Consider the following 17015-nt stretch of genomic DNA (forward strand, 5'->3'; position numbering starts at 1 on the left):
CGTTGTGACCGGCCTGCGGCCGACGACCTCGCACTGGGGCGCCTACGGCGTCCGGGTCGGCCCGGACGGTGGGATCACGGTGGTCCCGCATCCGGACGATCCGGCCCCGTCGCCGCTGCTCGGCAACGTGCCGGGCGGGCTGCGCCATCCGACCCGGGTGGCGCGGCCCGCGGTCCGCCGCGGCTGGCTGGAACACGGCCCGGGGCCGGCCGGCACGCGCGGGCGGGAGGAGTTCGACTGGGACGAGGCGCTGGACCTGGTCGCCGCCGAGCTGGACCGGGTCCGCCGCGAGCACGGCAACCAGGCGATCTTCGGCGGCTCGTACGGCTGGGCGAGCGCCGGGCGCTTCCACCACGCGCAGAGCCAGCTCCACCGGTTCCTCAACACCGTCGGCGGCTTCACCTCGTCCCGGAACTCCTACAGCCTGGGCACGTCGCTGGTGCTGCTGCCCCACCTCGTCGGCAGCACGGACGAGGTGCTGCGGGCCGCCTCGTCCTGGCCGACGATCGTCGAGAACACCGAGCTGATCGTCGCCTTCGGCGGCATCCCGGCCAAGAACGTGTTCGTGACGCCCGGCGGCGTCACCCGGCACGGCACGCCCGGGTACCTCGCCGCACTCGCGGCCCGCCGCGTCGAGATGGCGCTGGTCAGCCCGCTGCGCACCGACCTGCCCGGCGGTGTCGACATCCGGTGGTACCCGATCGTGCCGGCCACCGACGCCGCGCTGATGCTCGGGCTCGCCCACACCCTCGTCGCCGAGGGCCGTCATGACCGGGCGTTCCTCGACCGTTACACGGTCGGCTTCGGCGAGGTCGAGAACTACCTGCTCGGCCGAGCCGACGGCGTGGTCCGGGATGCCGCCTGGGCGGCGTCGATCTGCGGCATCCCGGCCGCGGACATCGTCGGGCTCGCCCGCCGGATGGCGGCCCGCCGGACCCTGATCACCGTGACCTGGTCGCTGCAGCGCATCGAGCACGGCGAACAGCCGGTCTGGGCGGCGCTCACGCTGGCCGCGATGCTCGGCCAGATCGGCCTGCCCGGCGGCGGCTTCGGTCACGGCTACGGCTCCATGGGCGACGTCGGAGACCCCGGCCCGACCGGACGCATCCCCTACCTGCCGCAGGGCCGCAACCCGGTCACCACCTTCATCCCGGTCGCCCGCATCGCCGACATGCTGCTGCATCCCGGCGCGCGGTACGACTACGACGGCGACCGCTACACCTACCCTGACATCCGCCTGGTCCACTGGGCGGGCGGAAACCCCTTCCACCACCACCAGGACCTGTTCCGGCTGCGCCGCGCCTTCGCCAGACCCGACACGATCATCGTGCACGAGCCCTACTGGACGTCCACCGCCCGGCACGCCGACGTCGTGCTGCCCGTCACCACCACCCTGGAACGCGAGGACATCGGCGGCGGCCGCCGCGACACCCATCTGCACGCCATGCACCGGGCGGTGGCACCGGTCGGCGCGGCCCGCGACGACTACGACATCCTCGCGGGCCTGGCCGGCCGCCTCGGCGTCGTCGACGCCTTCACCGAGGGCCGCGACGCCCGCGGCTGGATCGAGCACCTCTACACGGCCTGGCGCGCGGACCTGGTCCGGCGCGGAACGGACGTGCCCGCCTTCGAGGAGTTCTGGGCCGCCGGCGAGTACCGGCTGCCCGGCGGGCCCGGCCACCACACCCTGTTCGAACGGTTCCGCGCCGACCCGGACGCGCACCCGCTCGCCACCCCCAGCGGCCGGATCGAGCTCTTCTCCGCGACCGTGGCGTCCTTCGGCTACCCGGACTGCCCCGGCCATCCGGTCTGGCTGGAACCGACCGAGTGGACCGGCGCGCCACGAGCCGCCGCCTACCCGCTGCACCTCATCGCCAACCAGCCGGGCACCCGGCTGCACAGCCAGCTCGACGGCGGCGCGGTCAGCCAGGCCGCCAAGATCGCCGGCCGGGAGGCGGTGCGCCTGCACCCCGCCGACGCCGCCGCCCGCGGCATCGCCGCCGGCGACGTCGTCCGGGTGCTCAACGACCGCGGCGGCTGCCTCGCCGGCGCCGTGCTGACCGACGAGCTGCGCCCCGGGGTCGTCCAGCTGCCCACCGGGGCCTGGTTCGACCCGCTCGACGAGGACCCGGCGGATGAGCACGGAGAAGGGTCCCCGCCAGGAGCGGGACTGTGCGTGCACGGGAACCCGAACGTGCTCACCGCCGACGTGCCGACCTCCCGCCTGTCCCAGGGCTGCGTCGGCCAGCACGCCCTCGTCGAGGTCGAACGCTGGACGGGCGAGCCACCGCGGCTCACCGTCGACGCGCCGCCCCGGCTGGTCTCCCGACCGGGCCGGGGCGGCACAGTCTGACCGTCTGACGAGCTAGTCGAGCAGGTCGGGCTGTTCCTCGACGATGATCTCGTAGAGGGCCTCGAAGGACCAGCGGGCGCCCTCGTCACCTCGTGCCTGGCTGGCGGTGGCGCTGGCGATCTCGTGGTCCAGGAGCCGCAGCGTCCCGGCCGCCGCCGCGACGAGCTGGGTCCGCGCCGCCCGCTCCGCGGCGATGTACCAGTACGCCGCCGCCTCGACGCTGGTGCCGACGGTGAGCAGGCCGTGGTTGCGCAGGATCGCCAGCTTGTGCGGGCCGAGCGCGGCGGCGATCTTGCGGCCCTCCTCCTCGTCCAGCACGACCCCGTTGTACTCGTCGAAGATCACGTGATCCTCGTAGAACGCGAGGGAGTCCTGGGAGATCGGATGCAGCGGCTCGCCGATCGCGGCGAGCGCCCGGCCGTACAGCGCGTGGGTGTGCGCGGCGCCGACGACATCCGGTCGGGCGGCGTGGATCTGCGAATGGATGGTGAACGCCGCCCTGTTCAGCGGCGGCTTACCCTCGACGATCTCCCCTTTGTCGTCGACCAGCAGCAGGTTGGAGACCTTGATCCTGCCGAAGTCGAGGCCGAGCCGGTTGACCCAGAAATGGTCGGTCAGCTCGGGGTCGCGGGCGCTGATGTGGCCGGCCAGTCCCTCTGCGATGCCGAGCTTGGCGAAGAGCCGGTAGGCGGCGGCGAGTTTGCGCTTGCGGTGCAGCCGCTCCTCCTCGACCGTCCGGACCGGCACCGGCCGAGGCCACTGCCCGCCCTCGGCCGGCGCGACCAGCCCGGCCCACGGGCTCGTCCGCTCACCGTCGGACGTTGCCGGGGCCACCGTTGCCGGGGCCACCGTTGCCGGGGCCACCGTTGCCGGGGCCACGTCCGGCGTCGGCGCCGGCGGGATCGCCGGTGCCGGGGTGTCATGGGTGGAAAGTGTCATGTCTGGGGTTGTCCTTCCTCATCGGGCCTCAGCCTCATCGGGCCTCAGCGAGGACCGGCGGCGGGCAGACCGAGCGCCGTCCGGCCGGCCGTCGCGTAGACGACGTCGTCCTGCGGGGTGTGAACGCGGCTGCACAGCACGTCGCGCAGGTGGCGCTCCAGCGGATTGGCCCTGGTCAGCCCCGGGTTGCCGATCAGAGCGACGGCGTCCGTGACGGTCTTGACCGCGGCGGCCGTCACCGCGGTCTTCACCCCGTTGACCTGCGCCGCGACGTCCGGGTCGGCCGCGTCGGAACGCTGCGCGAACGCCCGGACGAGGCCGCGGGCGTTCGCCAGCGCCACCTCGATCTCGCCGACGGCGCTCTGGAACCGGGGCAGGCTCGACAGCGGCGCGCCCAGGTTCGTCGGGGTGCGTTCGTGCAGGTAGCCGACCAGCCAGTCGCGCGCGGCCTCGGCCACCCCCAGATAGATCGAGGCGATCGCCAGCGCGTTCCAGGCCGCCGCGGCCGGAACGAACGGAAGAGGCACCTCCCCGGCCGGCAGCCCGACGGCCGCGTCGGGGCCCACCCGCACCCGGTCGAACACCACGTCGTGGCTCTCGGTGGCCCGCATGCCCAGGTGGTCCCAGGTCCGCACGATCGTGATGCCGGGCGTGTCGGCCGGGACCAGGAACGAGCCGACCCGGGCCGCTCCCGAGGACGGCGGCCGCGGGTCGGTGGCGGGGTCGGTGGCCGCCCAGACCAGCATCCAGCGCAGCACCGGCGCGCCCGTCGAGTAGGTCTTGCGGCCGGTGATCTCCCAGCCGTCGCCGGTCCAGCGGGCGGTGGTGGCCGGCACCCCGCCGCGGGCGGGCGTGCCGAGGTCCGGTTCCACCCGCAGCGCGTTGATCAGCGCACCCTCGTCCAGGCAGCTGGCCACCACCCGTTCGTAGGTCCCCGCCGGCCAGCCGGGGGGATCGCCGACATGCGCGTGGAACAGCAGGTTCATCGCCAGGACGAGGGCGGTGGCCGGTTCACCCCGGGCCACCGCGCCCAGCACCTCGGTCACTGTGGCCAGCCCGGCCCCGGCCCCGCCGTACCGGCTCGGGACGGTCAGCGAGAGCAGCCCGGCGGCGTGCAGCGCCCGGATGTTCGCGACCGGGAAGGTGCCCGTCCGGTCGTGCTCGGCGGCGGTGGCCGCGAACTGGGCGGTGAGCTCGGGCAACAGATCCAGCCGGGGCTGGGGTCGCGGCTGCGGCTGCGGGCGTGCCAGCCCGGGGTCGGTCGCCGACCGCGCGGTCGGATCGGCCATACGGAACCTCCCGATGAACAGGCGCCGGGAACGCCCGGCGCGGGCGGTGGACACGGGGGACACGGGCCGGACCTTCACGGGAAGCCTGCCCGGCGGGCGCCGCCGCGGCTACCGGGCGCGGCTACCGGGCTCGGCCGCGGCTACTGACCGACGAGGGGCCGGACCGCCGCGAGAACGGCCGCGGACTCGGTGCGCACCATCCAGTCGGGATGGACGTCGGCGAACCGGACAGTCCGGTCGCGGTCGATGACGACGACCGTCGGGTACGGCAGCACCCAGTCCCCGGTGCCGAGAATCGCACCGAGATCCACGCCTCTGCCCCGGGACTCGTCGCGTGCCGCCTCCGCCGGCGCGAACCCGATACCGAACGAGTCGATCAGAACCCGGTCGGGGTCGCTGGCGACCAGGAACTCGGAACCGTGCCGCTCCTTGATCGCCGCCAGCCTCTCGGCGATCTGGGGGCTGACGATGACGAGGTGCGCATCCAGCTCGCGCAGGGCCGGCGCGAGGGTGAGCTGGTAGCCGCGCAGAACCCTGTTGCACGCGGGGCAGCCCTCGAACCGGAAGAAGACGAGCACCACCGGCCCGTCGGCCAGCAGGTCGTCGAGGACGACGGAGCCGCCACCGACCTCGGCCAGCGCGAAGGGTGGCACCACGTCGCCCGGTCTGACGAAGCGCTCGCGGTCCGCGTTCTCCTCGAGGGACCGCCGCAGGTCGGCGTGGGCCCGGAGCTGTTCCGGCGCCCATTCCTCGTCCCGGGTGGCCTGCAGCTCGTCCAGGAAACCCTGGACGGTCACCGGCACCGTTCCGGTCTGGCTCATCTGGAGGCTCTCCTTCTTCAGGGCTTTACGCCGTCGCCGCTTTACGCCGTCGCCGGTACGGGTTGCCGGGATTCGGTTCGCCCGGCGGCCGCCGCGGCGAGGTCGCGTCGGCGCACCTCGTCCCGGACCAGCGGAATGAGCTGCCGGCCGTAGTCCACCGCGTCGTCATAGGGGTCGTAACCGCGGATGAGCAGCGTGCTGACGCCGATGTCGACGTAGTCCAGCAGGGCCTGCGCCACCGTTTCGGGCGTGCCGACCAGCGCCGTAGAGTTGCCGCCGGCTCCCGTCGCGGCCGCCAGCGCCGTCCACAGGGCACGGTCGTGCCGCTCGCCGCGGGACGCCGCCGCCAGCTGCCGGGTGGAACCCACCGACGCCTGGCCACCCAGTGGCCGCCAGCCGCGCAGGGGCGCGCCGGCGGTGATCCGCTGCCTGGTCGCCGCGAGGATGCGCTCGGCCCGCTCCCACGCCAGCTCCTCGGTGGGCCCGAGGATCGGTCGGAAGGAGACGCTGATCCGCGGCGGCGTGGCCCGCCCGGCCGCGGCGGCCGCCGCGTTGACCTGCGCGATCTCCTCCGCGATCGCCTCCAGCGGCTGGGCGAACAGCGCGTAGACGTCCGCCTCCGCGCCGCCGACCCGGTAGGCCTCCGGGGACGACCCGCCGAAGTACAGCGGGATGTGCGGCTGCTGCACGGGCCGGACGTGACTCAGGTAGTCCTCGAAGCGGTAGAACCTGCCCTCGAAGGAGAACGGCTCGGCCGAGGTCCACGCCGCCTTCAGGATCCGCAGGTACTCGCCGCTGCGTGCGTAACGGTCCTCCTTGAGGAGGTAGTCGCCGTCCCGGCGCTGCTCCCCGTCGCTGCCCCCCGTGATGGTGTGCAGCGCTATCCGGCCGCCGGTGAACTGGTCCAGCGTGGCAAAGGTGCGGGCCGCCACGGTGGGAGACACGAAACCGGGCCGGTGGGCCACCAGGAAGCCCAACCGCTCGGTGTGCGCCGCGGCGTAGGCGGCGACATGTGTTCCGTCCGGCGAGCCCGAGGAGTAGCCGATCAGCACCCGGTCGAAGTCCGCGTCCTCGTGGGCCCGGGCGAACCGGCGGACATACCGGTGATCGATCAGCGGCCCACCCCCGTCCCGGATCTCCGACTGCTCCGTGGTGCTGATCAGACCGATGAACTCGACCGGCATGTCATCTCCCTCAGTAGTTCTGCCCGGCCGGGACCGGATTCCCGACCGGCCGGGACCGGGTTGGCGGATTGACGGACCGACGACCGCGGGTCGGGCTCCTGCCGTGCCGACGGCGCGCGCCGGAGGAGTGGCGGGTCCACGGCCACTCCGGCGGCGTCTCGCGGCCCACCGCGCCGCCCGTCGGCGGGGAATGCGGGCCGAGCCGCCAGCACCTCAGCCGGCCGAAGGGCAGGAGAGGACGCGAAAATCCGCTGTGGGCGCGGGGAATTCGGCAAAACCAAAAAGTGATTTCCGCGTCGAACGGGGTGGGTCGGCCAGCGGAATATCAGGTTCCGCGACAGCGGCCGGACCGCACCCGCGCGAAGTCCACGCACCGACGGCGGGTCAGCGCGGGGCGGACGTACATGCAGCAACGGTGCGGCAGACCTCGGCAATTGTCAAGTTTTCCGGTGTAGATAGCGGTGAAAGGGTGGATCGCCCGGCCGGCCGCGTGATCGATCCGGGGGCGTCGCCGTTCCGGCGCCTTGGGTATGTGATGAGGATCACTTTAAATCCGCACTTGACCGATCGACAAACTTTGGTCATGTTGGGTCCGTGTTGAGGACTGCGTACCTGGTCACGCGACAGCACATCGACCTGCTGCGAGTGACCTCCGCGAGCTGTCCGGACCGCCGCGGCGGGCTCTGACGCCCAGCGTCCGGGCCTGGACGGCCCGGCGGACGACAGGTCCGTGGTGGCCACGCCGACCTGGCGCGGTCACCGGGCCGCGGCGCCCTCGCGCGCCGACCTCAAGAAGCTACCCGGCGCCCATGATCTGAGCGCGTCTGGCGTAGCTGGTCCGCCTGGTCAGCCTGGCACGTCTGCTCCGCGGAACGGCTGATCCGTGGCGCGCCCGGTAAAGGCGTCGGTCGCCGAGCCCCGAAGGGTCACCCGTGCTCGGCGTGCGCACCCCGCTCCACCGACCGTGGTGCTGCCGCCCACCACCGGATCCCGGCGGGCAGGTGGTGCCCCGTCCACCGCCGACGAGAGCTGACGGACGGGCCGTCCGCACGGAAACGTCCGCACGGAAACGTTCGCCGCCCCGGTGTTCCGGCCGGCGGCGGTCCCCGAACTGCGCCGCGTGGGCGGAGCGGCGGGGCATTGGACAGATGACAGGGAGCACGAGTGGATCTCCGACTTTCCGGCCGACGGGCGATCGTCACCGGCGGCAGCCGCGGTATCGGGCGGGCGATCGCCCGAGCACTGCTTGCCGAGGGTGTGCAGGTCGTCATCGCCGCCCGTGACGCCGACGTGCTGAAAGCGACCGCGGCCGACCTGACGGCCGCGACCGGCGGGACGGTGCTGCCGGTGGTCGCCGACACCGGCAGCGACACGTCCGTCCAGGAGCTGGTCGAGACCACCGTCAGCGAGCTCGGCGGCGTCGACATCCTCGTCAACAACGCGGCCAGACCCGGGGGCGCCGGCGGTCCCGGCGGCGCGCGGGCGCTGTCCACCGCGGACGTCGCCGCCGACTTCAACGTCAAGGTGCTCGGTTACCTGCGCACCGCCCAGGCGGTCGCCCCGCACTTCATCGCCCAGGACTGGGGACGGATCATCAACATCGGCGGGCTGGCGGCCCGTCAGGTCGGCCTCGCCTCCGGCTCCATCCGCAACGTCGGTGTCGCCGCCCTCACCAAGACCCTCGCCGACGAGCTCGGGGCACACGGCGTCACGGTGAACGTGGTGCATCCCGGACTGACCCTCACCGGTGACCATGGCGGCACGGTCGTCGTCCCCGACGAGTACCTCCAGGCCGCCGCCGCCCGCATCTCGATCGGGCGAGCCGTCACCGCCGACGAGGTGGCCTCGGTCGTGGCCTTCCTCGCGTCCCCGCTCGCGGTCGCGATCACCGGCGAGTCGATCGCCGCCGGCGGCGGCACCCAGGGCCCCATCCACTACTGACATCCGCTGCTGACCGGCAGCACCCGACCCGGCAGCACCCGACCGAAGGGACACACAGTGACCACTGTCGTCGAACCGCCCGTCCGCTCGTCGTTGGCCGTCCAACCGCTGCAACCGACGATCGGAGCGGAGATCAGCGGCGTCGACCTCCGGGAGCCGCTCACGCCCGAGGTACGCGACGAGATCAAGGCGACCCTGCTGAAGTACAAGGTCGTCTTCTTCCGGGACCAGGAGCTGACCCAGGAGCAGCACGAAGCCTTCGCCCGGCAGTTCGGCCCCCTCTACACCCATCCGGGTGCCGCCAGGCCCGACTCCGGCGCCGCCCCGGCGATTCACCGGATCGCCAGCGAGGACTTCAAGAAGTACGAGAAGGCACATGTCCCGCAGGCCGGTGACGACACGTGGGACCCCTACCACACCGACACGAGCTGGCGGCTCGTCCCGACCTGGGGAGCGGTGCTGCGGGCGGTCCACCTGCCCGAGGTCGGCGGCGACACCGTCTGGGTCGACGCCGCGCTCGCCTACCAGGGCCTGTCCGACGACGTGAAGGCCCGGCTCGAGGGCCAGCACGTCGCCCACGACTACCGTGCCGCGCTGCACCAGTCCGGACACGACTATCCGGTGGTCGCCCATCCGGTCGTCCGCGTGCACCGGGAAACCGGCGAGAAAATCGCCTGGGTGAACTTCACGCAGCGGCCGACCATCCTCGGGCTCGACCGTGCCGAGAGCAGGGAACTGCTGACGGCGGTCATCGACCAGTACCGCAAGCCGGCGAACCAGGTGCGGTTCTCGTGGCGACCGGGCTCGGTCGCGTTCTGGGACAACCGTGCCACCGTCCACTACGCGGTCCGCAACTATGGAACGTTCCCGCGCCTTCTGGAAAGGATCCTCATCGCCGACGAGACGCTCTACGCCGACCTGTAGGAAGACCCTGCCGCACCGGTTCGACCTGATGACCTGATGCCGCCGGCGCGACACCCGGTCGATGCCCCACTTCGGACCTGGCGGGTCGGGGGGAAGTCCTCGGCCCGCCTCCGGACCGACCTGCATGCGTGGTGGCCAGCCAGCCATGGAGCGCGAAGACTCCGGACGCGTCGACGCGCGGGAGACGGATGCAGGGCCGCGGCGCTGGTGGATCCTGGGGGCTCTCTGCCTCGGCCTGGTCGTCGTCGAGGTCGACGCGAGCATTCTCAACGTCGCGATCCCGTCCATCGCGGCTGACCTTGACGCCGATCCGGCCGACATGGCGTGGATCGTCGACTCCTTCGTCCTCTCCTTCGCAAGCTTCATGCTCGTCGCCGGACGCCTGGGCGACCGTTTTGGGCACAAAAAGATACTCGAGGCGGGACTCCTGCTGTTCTCCCTGGCCTCCTTCGCCGCCACCTTCGCGGACTCACCCGCGGGCCTGGTCGCATGTCGCTCGGTCCTCGGTATCGGCGCCGCGGCTGTCCTGCCGACATCGAGAGCGCTGGTCATGGCGGCGTTCCCCTCCGCCGAGCACCCCAGAGCCCTGGGGTACTGGACCGCGGCAATAGGAGTGAGCTTACCGCTGGGACCTTTGCTCGGCGGGCTGCTCCTCGACCATTTCTGGTGGGGTTCCGTCTTTCTCGTGGGCGGGCCCGCCTCGCTGCTGGCCGGTGTCATCAACGCGGTGGTGCTCGGGCGTCAGAGGGCTGGTGGGGGCAAAGGCGGATGGGATCCGCCTGGGATTGCCCTGTCCGCGTTCGGAACAGCGGCATTGATATTCGGCATCATCGAGGGCCCTCGCCTGGGGTGGCTCTCCGCCACGATTCTGGCATGCCATGGCTCCGCCCTGGTGGCGCTGGCCGCCTTCTTCGCCTGGGAACGTCATGCGACGCACCCGGTGGTCGGACCGGAACTGCTGCGGGTGCGATCGTTCACCGTGGGCTCGATGGTCGCCGCACTCTCGCTGTTCGTGTTCAACGGGCTCCTCTTCGTGCTCACCCGGTACCTCCAGATCCTCGAGGGATACAGCCCTCTCCAGTCCGGTCTCCGAGTGATCCCGCTGGGAGCGGGATTCATGCTTGGCAGCGTCTCGTCACGCCGTGCGGCCCTGCGAATCGGTCAACGTGGCACGCTGGCCATCGGGTTCGCGGCGGTGGGATCGGCCCTCCTGGTACTCCTGCTCGGTACCTGGTCCGACGGTTATCTCGTCACGGGTGTCGGTGTTCTGATCGTCGGCTGGGGAACCGGGCTGACAATGGCCTGCGCCGTCCATCTGGCACTGAGCGAGGTTCCGGCGTCCACAGCGGGCGCCGCCGGAGCCTTCAGTAACTCGGTAAGGCAGTTGGGGGCGGCACTCGGCGTCGCAGTCCTCGGCGCCGCACTCGGGACGTCCGCGGGTAGAAGTGGCGCGCAGAACCCTTCTTCCTCTGATCCTGTCAGCAATACCGCTGGAAGCGTCGTAGCGGACATTGCGACCGCTCGTCCGGGCCTTGGCATGGAAAACGGGTTCAGGCTCGCCTTCGCCCTGGCGGCGATCGTGAGTTGCCTGGGCATCGCGGTTGTCGCCGCGGCTCTCAGGAAAGCTCGATCAGCCTGACGGGGGAGCGGCGTGGTCGACGTCGATGCCACGCTCGGCGAGCAGCGCCTCGACGTCCCGGCTGGGCAGCGTGAGCCGCAGACGACGGCGCGCCCGCCAGGGCGGCCACCTCCGGCGGAACCGGGGCCCGACGAACTCCGACACCGGTGCGACTGGACGAAGGCGGTAGCGCGTCCTCTGATCAGGCGGCGCGCCGACGGGGCCGCGCAGCCCACGCGACAGCCCTCGTCCCCGCGTGCGCGGGCTGCTGTTGATCGATCCGGGTCGACCTGGGATCGGGCGTCCCGCGCACGATCGTTCCTTCGCGCCGAGGCGCGTGCGGCCGTGCCGGCCAGCCCGCATCCACCGTTCATCGAGGGCCCATCGGCAACCTAACAAAGTACTGGGAAAAAGCTACCAAAGCTTGTGTCGTCGACTCGCGCGATACATGATCGGCCGCCTATGGCACATTCGTCCCGTCTTCACACCGGAACACGCCGATCATCCCCATCAACAAACAAGTCGACGGAGTGCGGTCTTGGAACTGGACGTCAGCGGTCTGCAGGTCACTTACGCGGGGGTCATTCGAGCCCTGCGGGGGGTTGACCTGCGTGTAGGGGCCGACGAGATCGTCGCTGTCCTCGGCAGCAACGGGGCAGGCAAGACCACACTGCTCCGCGCCGTCACCGGCTCGTTGAAACGCCACCGGGCCAAGGTTGACAAAGGGCAAGTGACATTCGGTGGGCGGCCCCTGGTGGGTGTGGACCCGGTCGACGTCGTCAACCGCGGCGTCGTTCTCGTGCCGGAGGGACGCCGCGTGTTCGGACGGCTGTCCGTGGAGGAGAACCTCAGGGCGGGCGCGATATCCGTCCGCGACCGCGCCGCCAGGGCCGAAGCCCGGAACAAGGTCTACGCAATGTTCCCCCGGCTCGCCGAGCGCCGCGGACAACGCGCCGCGCTGCTCTCCGGCGGCGAACAGCAGATGCTGGCCATAGGCCGGGCTTTGATGTCGAGCCCTCGGTTGCTGCTGCTGGACGAACCGTCGCTCGGTCTCGCGCCGCAGATCGTGGCGCACATCGGAGAGGTCCTGAAAGAGATCAACCGAGCGGGCACGTCGGTCATGCTCGTCGAGCAGAACGCGGCGATGGCACTCGGCGTCGCCGACCGCGGTTACGTCCTCGAGCTCGGCAGGGTGGAACTGTCCGGGCCGGCCGCCCAGCTGGCCGCGTCCGACAGCATCGCCTCCCTGTACCTCGGCCGGGGACCCGGCGACGACGTGAGCCGACGCGGGGCGGGCGACACCCCTGGCGGCCCGGACGGCCTGGACGGCCCGGGCGGGGGCCCTGGCGGTCTCGGCGGTGGCCGTGGGGGTTCCGCGAGCCCCGTCCCGGCGGCGACGTTGAGTCGTTGGGTCCCGCCCGAGAAGGGCCGCTTCGGCCTGCTGGGCGGCGCCGGTGCCGCGACCGGGGGCAGGTAGGCCGTGCCGATTCCGACGAGGCCCGGCCGCGGTGCCGGCGCTGCCCGGACCGTCCGTGGCGAAGCCGCAGCGCTCGACGTCGAGGCCGTGACCGTGCGGTTCGGGGCCCTCACCGCGCTGTCCGAGGTGTCGCTGCGGGCCGAGCCCGGAACGGTGCACGCCGTGATCGGGCCGAACGGCGCGGGGAAGTCGACGTTGTTCAATGTCATCTCCGGCGTGTACAGCGCCTCGGCCGGCAGCGTCCGACTCGGTGGGACGACGTTGACCGGGCTGCGGCCACACCGGATCACCGCGCTCGGCGTGGGCCGGGCGTTCCAGAACATGGCGGCCTCGCCCAACGAGTCGGTCGAGGAGAACATCATGCTCGGCCGGCACCTGCTGACCCGGTCAGGCTTCGTCAGCGCCGGGCTGAAACTGCCGTGGGCGGTCCGGGAGGAACGGCTGCACCGTGCGCGGGTTGTCGAGATCGCCGAGTTCGTCGGCCTCGGCCACGTCCTCCACCTGCCGCTGGGAACCCTTTCCTACGGCGACCGTAAACGGGTCGAGGTCGCCCGCGCGCTGACGACCGAGCCGCGGGTGCTGCTGCTCGACGAACCGGTCGCCGGAATGAACGCCGAGGAGACCAGGCGAATGTCGGAGATCGTGCTGGCGGTTCGCGAGTCGCTGGGCATCACGGTTCTGCTCGTCGAGCACGACATGTCCATGATCATGTCCGTTGCCGACCGGATCAGCGTGCTCGATTTCGGCCGGCTGATCGCCGACGGCACGCCCGCGCAGATTCAGAACGACCCCGCGGTCATCGCCGCCTACCTCGGCACCACAGCCGGCACCGACACCGGTGCGGCCTCGGTTCGCACCACGGCGAGTTCAGGCCACATATCGGCAGGACCAGCTCACACCACGGCACCATCCCAGCAGTAGCGGCGAGCGCCTCGGCCGCGTCCCCGCCCCGACCGGAGAGCCCAAGCTGTGACCACCTTTCTTTCCTTCCTGATAAACGGCCTGTCGCTCGGGTCGTTATACGCCCTGATCGCGCTCGGTTTCGTCATCATCTACAAGGCCAGCGAGATCCTGAACTTCGCACACGGCGCCTTCCTGTTGCTCGGCGCCTATGTCATCGCCCGACTGGAGCCGTCGGTCGGCTTCTTCGCCGCCGTCGCCATCGGCATCGTCGCCACCGCACTGGTCGCCTTCGTCTCCGAGCGGGTGCTGTTCTCCAGGGTGCGCAGTGCGCACATGGCATCCCTGGCGATCATGACGCTCGGCCTGGACCTGATCATCACGACCGACCTGACCAGGCGGATCGGCTCGAGCGTGCTGTCGCTCGGTCAGCCGTGGGGTGCCGGCGTCGTCCGCGTCGGCGGCGTCAGCATCAGCGAGAACCGGCTGATCGCGATCGTCGTGGCGTTCGTCCTCATCGGCCTGCTGTTCGCCGCGTTCCGCTTCACCAGCTGGGGCGTGGCGCTGCGGGCGGCGGCCGAGGACGGTGAGGCCGCCGCGCTCATGGGTATCCGGCAGGCGCGGGTCGGCGCGGTCGCCTGGATCATCGCGGGCGGCCTCGCCGCGGTGGCCGCCGTGTTCCTGACCGGCAGTCCGACGCCGGGCCTCGAACCCAACCTCCGCACGATCGCGTTCGCAGCGTTCCCGGCCGCCATCCTCGGCGGCCTCGACTCGACGACCGGGGCGCTGGCCGGCGGCCTGATCGTGGGAGTGGCCGAGTCGCTGTTCGCCGGCTACAACGCCAGCCTGACCTTCCTCGGTGGCGGTTTCAGCGTCGTCGTCCCCTACGCGGTGATGATGCTGGTGCTCGTCGCCCGGCCAGCTGGCCTGTTCGGGACGAAGGAGCTGCACCGTGTCTGACCCGACGACGCAGAGCACGCCCGCCGCCCCGCCGCCCGCCGCGCCGCCGCGCACCGCCACAGCGGCCGGTCGGGGCCGTCCGCCGGGCTTCCGCCGCCCAGCCGTGGGCAGCCTGCTGCTGATGGCACTCGTCGCGGTGCTGGCCATCCTGCCCTTCTACCTTGAGGAGTTCTGGCTGCGCACCGGCTTCGCGGTGTTCGGCGCGGCGATCGGCGCGATCGGCCTGAACATCCTGGTCGGCACCACCGGCCAGCTCTCCCTCGGGCACGCGTTCTTCCTGGCGGTCGGCGGGATCAGCTACTGCTGGCTGTCCGGCGAGTCCAACGACGCCGGCGCCCACCCGTACGTCGGTCTCGGGCTGCCGCCGCTGCTCGGCATGGTGCTCGCGGTCGGGATCTCAGGTCTGGCCGGTCTGCTCTTCAGTCCGATCGGTGCCCGGCTGAAGGGTCTCTACCTCGGTATCGCGTCGCTGGGCATGGTGTTCGTCGGCATCCACGTCTTCAACTCGGTCGACCAGGTCAGCGGCGGTCACAACGGACGCACCGTCCCCGAGTTCTCGCTGTTCGGGTTCACCTTCGACGACAGCGACCCCGAGCTTTACGTGCTCAACGTCGAGTTCGAGAAGTTCGAGCGGCTGTGGTATCTCGGCCTGGTCCTCGCGGTGGGCTGTTACCTGTTTGCCAGGGCGACGCTGAACGGACGTCCCGGCCGGGCGCTGCGCGCCGTGCGGGACAGCGAGATCGCGGCCTCGGTGAACGGCGTGAACGTCACCTCGTACCGGGCGAAGGCGTTCCTGCTCTCGTCGATGTACGCGGGCCTGTCCGGAGTGCTGTTCGCGCTGGCCATCGGCAGTGTGGCGCCCGAGTCGTTCGCGATAGAGATCTCGGTCCAGTATCTGGCGATGATCGTGCTGGGCGGGCTCGGTTCGGTGGGCGGTGCCTGCGCCGGCGCGGCGTTCGTCACCGCCCTGCCGTATGTGCTCGGGGAGTACGCCGCGTCGATTCCCGGCCTGTCCGAGCCTGGTACCGGCGGGGTGAGCTATTCTGAGGCCGCGCGTTATGCGTACGGTGCGGCCGTGATCCTGGTGATTATTTTCTGGCCCACCGGCCTGGCTGGGATAGCCCGTTCACTGAAGCTCGTGAGTATGAGACGCGCGGCCAGGAACGCGCCAACCTGACCACGGGCGGATCTATTTCTCCGTAGTTTCTCGTCCCGAGACGGTCGCCTTCAACCACCTGTGCTCTGAACTGACCGGCTGAGCCGCAGCGGTCCTCCGCGCGCATTTTCCGCTCACAAATGACACGAAAGGAAACCAGGATGCGTGGCAACAGAGTCAGACACCACAGGCTGATGCGCCCGGTCGCTGCGATCGCCGTGGCCGCCGCACTCGCCGCCGCCGCGTCGTGCAGCACGAAGGCCGACGAGGAACCACCGGCGGAGAGCACGAGCGGCCCCGTCAAAACCGGTCCGGGGATCGAGGGCAATGTCATCACCTTAGGGGTGCTGACCGACTTCACCGGCCTGAACGCCGCCAGCGGGAAGGAGGTCACCGAGGGCCAGCGGATCTTCTGGGACCAGGTGAACGCCGACGGCGGCATCTGTGACCGGTTCACCGTGGAACTCGAGGTCAAGGACCACGGATACAACGTCCAGACCGCGGTCTCGCAGTACGCCGAGATCTCCGGGGACGTCCTCAGCTTCGTCCAGGTCCTCGGTTCCGGGATGGCGACGGCGCTCATCCCCGAACTTGAGAAGGACGGCCTGATCGGTATTCCGCTCGCCTGGGCCAAGAACCTCGCCGCGAGCGAGAACTACGCGGTCATCGGGCCCACCTACGACGTCGAGACCATCAACGGACTCGACTACCTGCTCAAGGAGGGGCTGATCAGTGAAGGCGGCAAGATCGGCCACATCTTCCACGACAGCGAGTACGGCAACAACGCGCTCGAAGGCAGCAAGTTCTTCGCCCAGCAGCACGGCATGACCGTCGTCGAGCAGCGGATCGGCCCGGCCGAGCCGGACATGACCTCCCGGGTCACCGCCCTCGCCGCCGAGAACGTCTCGGCGATCGTGCTCACCACCCAGCCCAGCCAGACCGCCGGCGTCGCCGCCGCGGCAGTGGGAGCAGGGCTCAACGTGCCGCTGCTCGGCAACGGCCCGACCCACATCCCGTCCCTGCTCGACACACCGGCCCGCGACGCCCTGATCGAGCACTTCTATCTCGTCGGGCCGACCGGCGGTGTCGGCCTTGAGCCCGCGGCTGACCTGCTGAAGGCGTACCAGACGAAGTTCCCGGGCGTCGAGCCGTCGAACAGCGTCGTCACCGGCTATGCCACGTCCAAGGTCATGGATCTGATCCTGGAGAAGGCCTGCGCCGACGGTGATCTCACCCCCGCGGGCGTCCTCGCCGCCAAGGCCGCCGTCAGCCCGGTCGACACCGGCGGGCTGACCGGCGAGCTGGACTTCTCCAAGCCTGGGTCGTCCCCGTCCAGGCAGGACTTCATCGCCCGTCCGAAGCCCGGTGTGCCGGGTGGCACCGAAGGCGTCGAGGCGAGTTACGAAGGACCGACAGTCGATTCCTACGTCCGTAGCTGAAGCTGAGGAATCTG

General features: G+C 71.0%; 14 protein-coding genes. 9 read left to right on the forward strand and 5 right to left on the reverse strand.

All coding sequences use genetic code 11. From position 1 onward, the window contains the following. The first annotated feature begins 13 nt into the window (after positions 1 to 13). Complete coding sequence (locus E0504_RS36035; RefSeq protein WP_131626727.1) at positions 14 to 2353, forward strand: molybdopterin-dependent oxidoreductase; 2340 nt, start codon at positions 14 to 16, stop codon at positions 2351 to 2353. Positions 2354 to 2365: 12 nt separating this feature from the next. On the opposite strand, the gene E0504_RS36040 is transcribed toward E0504_RS36035, so the two are convergent. The 4 genes from E0504_RS36040 to E0504_RS36055 form a co-directional block, all read right to left on the reverse strand. Then, on the reverse strand, positions 2366 to 3292 hold the full coding sequence (locus E0504_RS36040) for a class II aldolase/adducin family protein (RefSeq protein ID WP_131626719.1): 927 nt from the start codon (positions 3290 to 3292) through the stop codon (positions 2366 to 2368). 44 nt (positions 3293 to 3336) lie between these two features. Then, positions 3337 to 4581 carry an acyl-CoA dehydrogenase family protein gene (locus E0504_RS36045; RefSeq protein ID WP_112108341.1) on the reverse strand — a complete coding sequence of 415 codons (1245 nt, stop codon included), beginning with the start codon at positions 4579 to 4581 and terminating at the stop codon, positions 3337 to 3339. 140 nt (positions 4582 to 4721) lie between these two features. Continuing rightward, positions 4722 to 5402, reverse strand: coding sequence for a peroxiredoxin-like family protein (locus E0504_RS36050; RefSeq protein ID WP_112108326.1), 681 nt, complete (start codon positions 5400 to 5402; stop codon positions 4722 to 4724). A gap of 41 nt (positions 5403 to 5443) precedes the next feature. After that, the gene (locus E0504_RS36055) at positions 5444 to 6586 is read right to left on the reverse strand and encodes an LLM class flavin-dependent oxidoreductase (RefSeq protein WP_112108327.1); all 1143 of its coding nucleotides are present in this window, start codon (positions 6584 to 6586) and stop codon (positions 5444 to 5446) included. A gap of 1164 nt (positions 6587 to 7750) precedes the next feature. Here E0504_RS36055 and E0504_RS36060 point away from each other — a divergent pair. From E0504_RS36060 to E0504_RS36070, 3 genes are all read left to right on the forward strand, one after another. After that, positions 7751 to 8527, forward strand: a complete 777-nt coding sequence (locus tag E0504_RS36060; protein ID WP_131626720.1) for an SDR family NAD(P)-dependent oxidoreductase — start codon at positions 7751 to 7753, stop codon at positions 8525 to 8527. 57 nt (positions 8528 to 8584) lie between these two features. Next, positions 8585 to 9451, forward strand: a complete 867-nt coding sequence (locus E0504_RS36065) for a TauD/TfdA family dioxygenase (RefSeq protein ID WP_112108329.1) — start codon at positions 8585 to 8587, stop codon at positions 9449 to 9451. A gap of 145 nt (positions 9452 to 9596) precedes the next feature. Beyond that, complete coding sequence (locus E0504_RS36070) at positions 9597 to 11090, forward strand: MFS transporter (RefSeq protein WP_112108330.1); 1494 nt, start codon at positions 9597 to 9599, stop codon at positions 11088 to 11090. Here the strand turns inward: E0504_RS36070 and E0504_RS50725 are convergent. Further along, entirely contained in the window at positions 11082 to 11234 is a 153-nt protein-coding gene (locus E0504_RS50725) for a hypothetical protein (protein WP_160144336.1), read from the reverse strand. The two genes, E0504_RS36070 and E0504_RS50725, sit on opposite strands and share 9 nt — an antisense overlap. A 373-nt stretch (positions 11235 to 11607) precedes the next feature. On the opposite strand from E0504_RS50725, the gene E0504_RS36075 reads away from it, so the two are divergent. The 5 genes from E0504_RS36075 (at position 11608) to E0504_RS36095 (ending at position 17001) form a co-directional block, all read left to right on the forward strand. Further along, positions 11608 to 12546, forward strand: a complete 939-nt coding sequence (locus E0504_RS36075; protein ID WP_200835430.1) for an ABC transporter ATP-binding protein — start codon at positions 11608 to 11610, stop codon at positions 12544 to 12546. A 3-nt stretch (positions 12547 to 12549) separates the two neighbouring features. Next, a complete protein-coding gene (locus tag E0504_RS36080) occupies positions 12550 to 13467 on the forward strand; it encodes an ABC transporter ATP-binding protein (protein ID WP_235014595.1) in 918 nt (305 codons plus the stop codon). A gap of 48 nt (positions 13468 to 13515) precedes the next feature. Next, positions 13516 to 14406 (forward strand): branched-chain amino acid ABC transporter permease, encoded by an 891-nt coding sequence (locus E0504_RS36085; RefSeq protein ID WP_112108332.1) that lies wholly within the window; start codon positions 13516 to 13518, stop codon positions 14404 to 14406. Then, positions 14399 to 15583: a branched-chain amino acid ABC transporter permease gene (locus tag E0504_RS36090; RefSeq protein ID WP_243657774.1), complete on the forward strand. Its 1185-nt coding sequence runs from the start codon at positions 14399 to 14401 to the stop codon at positions 15581 to 15583. Before E0504_RS36085 ends, E0504_RS36090 begins: the two co-directional genes overlap by 8 nt. 140 nt (positions 15584 to 15723) lie before the next feature. Continuing rightward, complete coding sequence (locus E0504_RS36095; protein WP_165938715.1) at positions 15724 to 17001, forward strand: ABC transporter substrate-binding protein; 1278 nt, start codon at positions 15724 to 15726, stop codon at positions 16999 to 17001. Positions 17002 to 17015 lie beyond the last annotated feature (14 nt).

Source organism: Parafrankia sp. BMG5.11 (genome assembly GCF_004337455.1).

Excerpts from the sequence above, each read along its gene's own strand:
- E0504_RS36070 (WP_112108330.1), top strand. The coding sequence starts at position 9,597 with ATGGAGCGCGAAGACTCCGGACGCGTCGACGCGCGGGAGACGGATGCA.
- E0504_RS36055 (WP_112108327.1), bottom strand. The coding sequence starts at position 6,586 with ATGCCGGTCGAGTTCATCGGTCTGATCAGCACCACGGAGCAGTCGGAG.
- E0504_RS36095 (WP_165938715.1), top strand. The coding sequence starts at position 15,724 with ATGCGTGGCAACAGAGTCAGACACCACAGGCTGATGCGCCCGGTCGCT.
- E0504_RS36040 (WP_131626719.1), bottom strand. The coding sequence starts at position 3,292 with ATGACACTTTCCACCCATGACACCCCGGCACCGGCGATCCCGCCGGCG.
- E0504_RS36050 (WP_112108326.1), bottom strand. The coding sequence starts at position 5,402 with ATGAGCCAGACCGGAACGGTGCCGGTGACCGTCCAGGGTTTCCTGGAC.
- E0504_RS36045 (WP_112108341.1), bottom strand. The coding sequence starts at position 4,581 with ATGGCCGATCCGACCGCGCGGTCGGCGACCGACCCCGGGCTGGCACGC.